Below are 4,898 nucleotides of genomic sequence, written 5' to 3'. Positions count from 1 at the left end.
ACATCGTCAAGCGCGAGGCCCACCAGGCGGCCGAGCGCGGACTCACGCCCGCCGACGCCTGCCGCTGGCCCTTCGCCAGCGCCGCCGGCCAAGCCTTCAAGAAGTTTTTCCACGAACACAAGGCCGCGCTCGCAGCGCTGGGCCAGGAGCCGAAATCATGAGCTGGATGATCACCGCCACCGGCGCCGAGTACCACCTGACGGGCGCCGCGTCGCTGACCGATGCCGGCCGCCCGGTGCACATCGAAGACATCGCGCACCAGATCGCCATCATCAATCGCTTTCACGGCGCAACGAAGCGCCCGTATAGCGTGGCGGAACACAGCCTGCTGTGCAGCGAGATCGCGCAGCGCATCGGCCTCTCGCTGGTCGCGCAGATGGCGGCGCTGCTGCACGACGGCCACGAGTGCTACACCAACGACCTGAGCAGCCCGGCCAAGGCCGCCGTGAACCTGCGCAGCGCCTTCAGCGGCGGCACGTATGCGTGGAATGTGTTCGAGACGGAGCACGCCAAGACAGTACGTGCCAAGTTCGGCCTGCAGACGGTGTTCGTCAACCACCGCGCCGGCCTGCGGCACATCGACCTGGTGGCGCTGGCCACCGAGCGCCGCGACCTCACGCTGTGGAACGCCGACACGCATGCCGGCTGGGATGTGCTCGGCGACAACGAAGAATCCCCAGCCCGGCGCATCGCACCGCTCGACTGGATACGGCTCGACACGCCCGAGCGCGAGGCCATGACGTGGAAGGACTGGCGCCAAGCATTCCGCGACCGCTTCGACGAACTGCAGTTCGGCATCGAAGTCGGCCACAGGAGCGCCGCATGAAGCGCGTCAGCCCCATCGACCGCTCGCCGCTGGCCCTGACGATCGACACGTCGTCCGTGCTGCGCGTGATCGTCGGCACGCCGCTGCTCGAGGGCGGCGCCATCGCCAACGGGCACGGCCAATCGGCCTCCATGGCGCTCGACCAGCTGCAGAACCGCGGCATGGTGCGCCCCCAGGCCGGCACGCGCCGCGACGGCACACCGATCACCCGCTACGTCGCCACGCGCAAGGGCGCGTCCGCACTGGACCGCTACGACGCGGCAATGCGCAAGAAGGGGCCGGGATTCATCGCGGCCAGCTCATTCGCGGGCGAACCGTACAAGTGCCCGGAGCTGGGGCGCACATGCCAGCGGCCCGGCGCGTATGACGCTTTCGCGCTGCCGAGCCTGTTTGGACAGAAGCGCGTGTTCCCGAAGGCGATCGCATGATAACGCCGCAATTCGTGCTTGCGCTCTCCGCGAAGCTGGTCATCGACCTGTTCGCGGGCGGCGGCGGAGCATCGACCGGCATCGAGCAAGCCATCGGCCGCCATGTGGACATTGCCGTCAACCACGACGCCGATGCCATTGGCATGCACGAGATCAACCATCCGCAGACGCAGCATTTCCGCGCCGATGTCTGGGAGGTCGACCCGCTGGCCGTCACGGAAGGGCGCCCGGTCGGCATCTTGCACGCCTCGCCCGACTGCACCGATCACAGCCAGGCCAAGGGCGGCCAGCCGCGTTCGAAGGCCATCCGTTCGCTCGCATGGGTCGTGCACCGTTGGGGCGGCAAGGTCCGGCCCGATGTCATCACGCTGGAGAACGTCGAGCAGATGCTGCAGTGGTCGCCGCTGATCGCCAAGCGCGACCCGGCGACCGGCCGCGTGGTGACGCTCGACGAACTGATCGACCCGGCGACGAAGCGCAAAACCTTCCGAGTCGCCGAGCCTGGCGAGCACGTGCCGCGGCACCGCCAATTCCTCGTGCCCGACAAGAAGCACCTCGGCCGCAACTGGAAGCATTTCGTCGAAGGCCTGCGCGCCATGGGCTACGCGGTGCAGTGGCGCGTGATCTGCAATGCGGACTACGGCGCGCACAGCACCCGCACGCGCCTCTACATGATCGCGCGCTGCGACGGCCTGCCGATCGTGTGGCCCGAGCGCACCCACGCCAAGAAGCCCACGGGCAAGCTCAAGGCGCACAGCCCGGCGGCGGATTGCATCGACTGGTCCATTCCAGGCCGCAGCATCTTCGGCCGCGACAAGGACCTGGTCGACGCCACCATGCGGCGGATCGCGTACGGCATCAATCGGTACGTGCTCGACAGCAAAGACCCGTTCATCGTGCCCGCGACGCTGATCCAGATGGGCTACGGCGAGCGCGAGGGTCAGGCGCCGCGCGTGCTCGACCTGCAGAAGCCGCTCGGCACCGTGGTGGCCGGCGGCGGCAAGTTCGGCCTCGCGTCCGCCACGCTGGTGCAGATGGGCCACGGCGAAGGCGCCCAGGGCGGCCGGCGCTGGAGCTATGGCGCCAATGACATCCGCGGCGCGCTGGGCGCGATCACGGCATCCGGCGGCGGCCAGGGCCTTGCCACGGCGTTCATGGTGCAGGCGAACGGCGGGTTCAACGACACGCCGGCGCGCGACATGCGGCGCTCGATGTCGACGGTGACCACCAGCGGCAGCCAGCAGCAACTGATCACGGCCGAGCTGCGCTACCAGCTGAACGAAGAAGACCAGGCCGGCGCGCTGCGCTGCGCCGCGTTCCTGATGCGCTATCACGGCACCGGCGGCCAGTGGTCCGATCTGCGGGAACCGATGACCACCGTCACGACCCGCGACCGGTTGGCGCTGGTGACGGTCTGGTACCGCGGCGAACCCTGGGTGATCGTCGACATTTGCCTGCGCATGCTGGTGCCGCGTGAGCTCTACAACGCCCAGGACTTCCCGCCGAACTACATCATCGATCGAACCGCGGCCGGGAAGGTGCTGACCAAGACGGCACAGGTTCGCATGTGCGGCAACTCAGTGAGTCCGCTGCCTATGCGCCACATCGTCGCGGCCAACTACAGCGACTTCGGGCGCGAGATGGAAAGGGCGGCAGCATGAACCGCGCCCAACGCCGCGCCACTCACCGCCGCACGAACATGCCGGCGCCGAACCCGACCACGTGGGCCGCCCCATGGACGAAGCACTCGGCGACGACATCCTGACCAAGCTGCACAGCGCCTTCGACGATCTGCGCAAGGGCAGCACCGACGACGACCTCTTCGACCGACTGGCCGCCGCCATCAATGTCGGCATCGTGCGCGCCGAGCAGATCGACGAGCTGTGCATCAGCCCGATGCTGGCCGCGCGCGATGCGCTGATCCGCTGCGACGACATCCGCGGCAAGCACGGGCGCTACGGCTTCGACGGCCTCGGCCTGCAGGCGATGGCCACCGGCCTCGAGGTCTATGAAGAAATGGTGCGCAACAGCACGCCGCAGCAGATGCGCGAGGCGATGACGGTTTCCATCGCGCGCATGCACCAGCAGGAGGCCGCAGCTCGTGCGCGCCCCACCCCCTCACCGGTCCCGCATTCCACCAACGCCTGAAAGGCATCCCATGCAACTTCACATCGCGCACGCGACGATCAACCTGCACTTGCCCCTGTCGGCGATTGGCGGTATCGAAGCATTCTCCGAACTGGCGGCCGAGCCTGCCCCGGCCACCACCAGCCAGACGCCGCCGGCGCACGGCGAATACTGGGCCGGCCAGGGCGGGCACTACATCTGCACGCAGCCCGCGCTGCTGGGCCTGCCGGCGCGGCATCTGGTCTTCGGCGCCATCGAGGCCGAAGACCTCGCCTTCGGCCCCTCGGTCGACGTGCCCGGCGCGAAGAGCCAGCTCGACGGCCGCGCCAACACCGCCGCCCTACTCACCGCGAGCCGCGAACATGCCGCCGCCAAGTGGGCCAGCGAGTACCAGGCCGACGGCCACAGCGATTTCCATCTGCCCAGCCGCATGGATCTGTTGATGGCCTACGTGTGCGCTCCCAGCCTCTTCAAGACGAGCGGCTGGTACTGGAGCAGCACGCAGACCTCGCGCGGCAGCGCCGTCGTCCAGGACTTCGAGTACGGCGACAGCGACTGGGGCGACAAGGACTACGAGCACAGGGTTCGTGCTTGCCGCTGGATTCACTTGAACGCTTGACACCTTCAACCCTTCACCTGCGCTGAGCGCAGGTTCGCGAGATTTTTTTTCGATCAACCACCGGAGCAAAGCATGCAAACCAATCCGATCACCCTCCCGGCCTTCGGCGCCACCATCCCGGGCCAGGGCGGCACGTTCGCCGCAATCCTGCGCGCACCACGCGTCGACGGCGCCGAGCAACCGCCCTATGCGCTGATCGTGTCCGATGCAGCCTCCGGCGAGATCCACAGCCAGTGGGGCGAGTACGGCAAAGACGTGTCCGGCGCGAACAGCCGCACCGACGGCCGCGGCAACACCGAAGCGATGGCCGACGCTGAGTGCCCCGCCGCGCTGCGCGTGCGCGAACTGCGTATCGACGGGCACGCCGATTGGTTCGTGCCGAGCCTTGGCGAACTCAACTCGGCCGCCGCCAACGTGCCCGAGCTGTTCAGCACCAAGGGCTGGCATTGGACCAGCACGCAGCTCTCGCGCAACCTCGCCTTCGTCCAGGACTTCGAGTACGGCCGCAGCTACTGGCTCGACAAGGACCTCGAGCACAGGGTTCGTGCTTGCCGCGCGATTCCACTTGACCTCTTGACCGCTTAACCCCTTCACCGGCGCTCGCGCCGGTTCGCGAAATTTTTTCACAAGGAAGAACGACCATGGAAACCGTCATCGACACCCTCACCCCTCCCGCCGCCGGCGAAATCTGGCCCAACCAGGGCGGCCGCTTCATCTGCACCGTCGCGGCGTCGGCCGGCCTGCCCGCACGCCACCTGGTGTTCGGCACGTCGGAAGCCGAAGACCTCGCCTTCGGCCCGTACCTCGACGTGCCCGGCGCGAAGAGCATGCTCGACGGCCGCGCCAACACCGCGGCGCTGCTGGCCTGCGGCAGCGAGCACCCCGCCGCCGTCTGGGC

General features: G+C 68.1%; 7 protein-coding genes. All 7 read left to right on the top strand.

The window, feature by feature from the left end; all coding sequences use genetic code 11:
• Positions 1-157 precede the first annotated feature (157 nt).
• The gene (locus AC1DOC_RS19105; protein WP_478079247.1) at positions 158-826 is read left to right on the top strand and encodes a hypothetical protein; all 669 of its coding nucleotides are present in this window, start codon (positions 158-160) and stop codon (positions 824-826) included.
• A complete protein-coding gene (locus AC1DOC_RS19100) occupies positions 823-1,254 on the top strand; it encodes a hypothetical protein (protein WP_478079248.1) in 432 nt (143 codons plus the stop codon). Before AC1DOC_RS19105 ends, AC1DOC_RS19100 begins: the two co-directional genes overlap by 4 nt.
• Positions 1,251-2,915: a DNA cytosine methyltransferase gene (locus AC1DOC_RS19095; protein WP_478079249.1), complete on the top strand. Its 1,665-nt coding sequence runs from the start codon at positions 1,251-1,253 to the stop codon at positions 2,913-2,915. Before AC1DOC_RS19100 ends, AC1DOC_RS19095 begins: the two co-directional genes overlap by 4 nt.
• A 73-nt stretch (positions 2,916-2,988) precedes the next feature.
• Entirely contained in the window at positions 2,989-3,402 is a 414-nt protein-coding gene (locus AC1DOC_RS19090; RefSeq protein ID WP_478079250.1) for a hypothetical protein, read from the top strand.
• 10 nt (positions 3,403-3,412) lie between these two features.
• Positions 3,413-4,000, top strand: coding sequence for an Lcl C-terminal domain-containing protein (locus AC1DOC_RS19085; protein ID WP_478079251.1), 588 nt, complete (start codon positions 3,413-3,415; stop codon positions 3,998-4,000).
• A gap of 72 nt (positions 4,001-4,072) precedes the next feature.
• Positions 4,073-4,585 carry an Lcl C-terminal domain-containing protein gene (locus AC1DOC_RS19080; protein ID WP_478079252.1) on the top strand — a complete coding sequence of 171 codons (513 nt, stop codon included), beginning with the start codon at positions 4,073-4,075 and terminating at the stop codon, positions 4,583-4,585.
• 56 nt (positions 4,586-4,641) lie between these two features.
• Positions 4,642-4,898, top strand: a 257-nt coding sequence (locus AC1DOC_RS19075) for a hypothetical protein (RefSeq protein WP_478130283.1), incomplete at its 3' end; no start/stop codon positions are given.

This window comes from Variovorax sp. 01T439_2, assembly GCF_056398445.1.
The sequence above is the reverse complement of the archived record's forward strand: the minus strand, read 5'-3'. Positions and strand labels throughout refer to the sequence as shown.

Coding starts and splice junctions, on each gene's coding strand:
- AC1DOC_RS19085 (WP_478079251.1), top strand. CDS start 3,413: ATGCAACTTCACATCGCGCACGCGACGATCAACCTGCACTTGCCCCTG.
- AC1DOC_RS19090 (WP_478079250.1), top strand. CDS start 2,989: ATGGACGAAGCACTCGGCGACGACATCCTGACCAAGCTGCACAGCGCC.
- AC1DOC_RS19080 (WP_478079252.1), top strand. CDS start 4,073: ATGCAAACCAATCCGATCACCCTCCCGGCCTTCGGCGCCACCATCCCG.
- AC1DOC_RS19100 (WP_478079248.1), top strand. CDS start 823: ATGAAGCGCGTCAGCCCCATCGACCGCTCGCCGCTGGCCCTGACGATC.
- AC1DOC_RS19095 (WP_478079249.1), top strand. CDS start 1,251: ATGATAACGCCGCAATTCGTGCTTGCGCTCTCCGCGAAGCTGGTCATC.
- AC1DOC_RS19105 (WP_478079247.1), top strand. CDS start 158: ATGAGCTGGATGATCACCGCCACCGGCGCCGAGTACCACCTGACGGGC.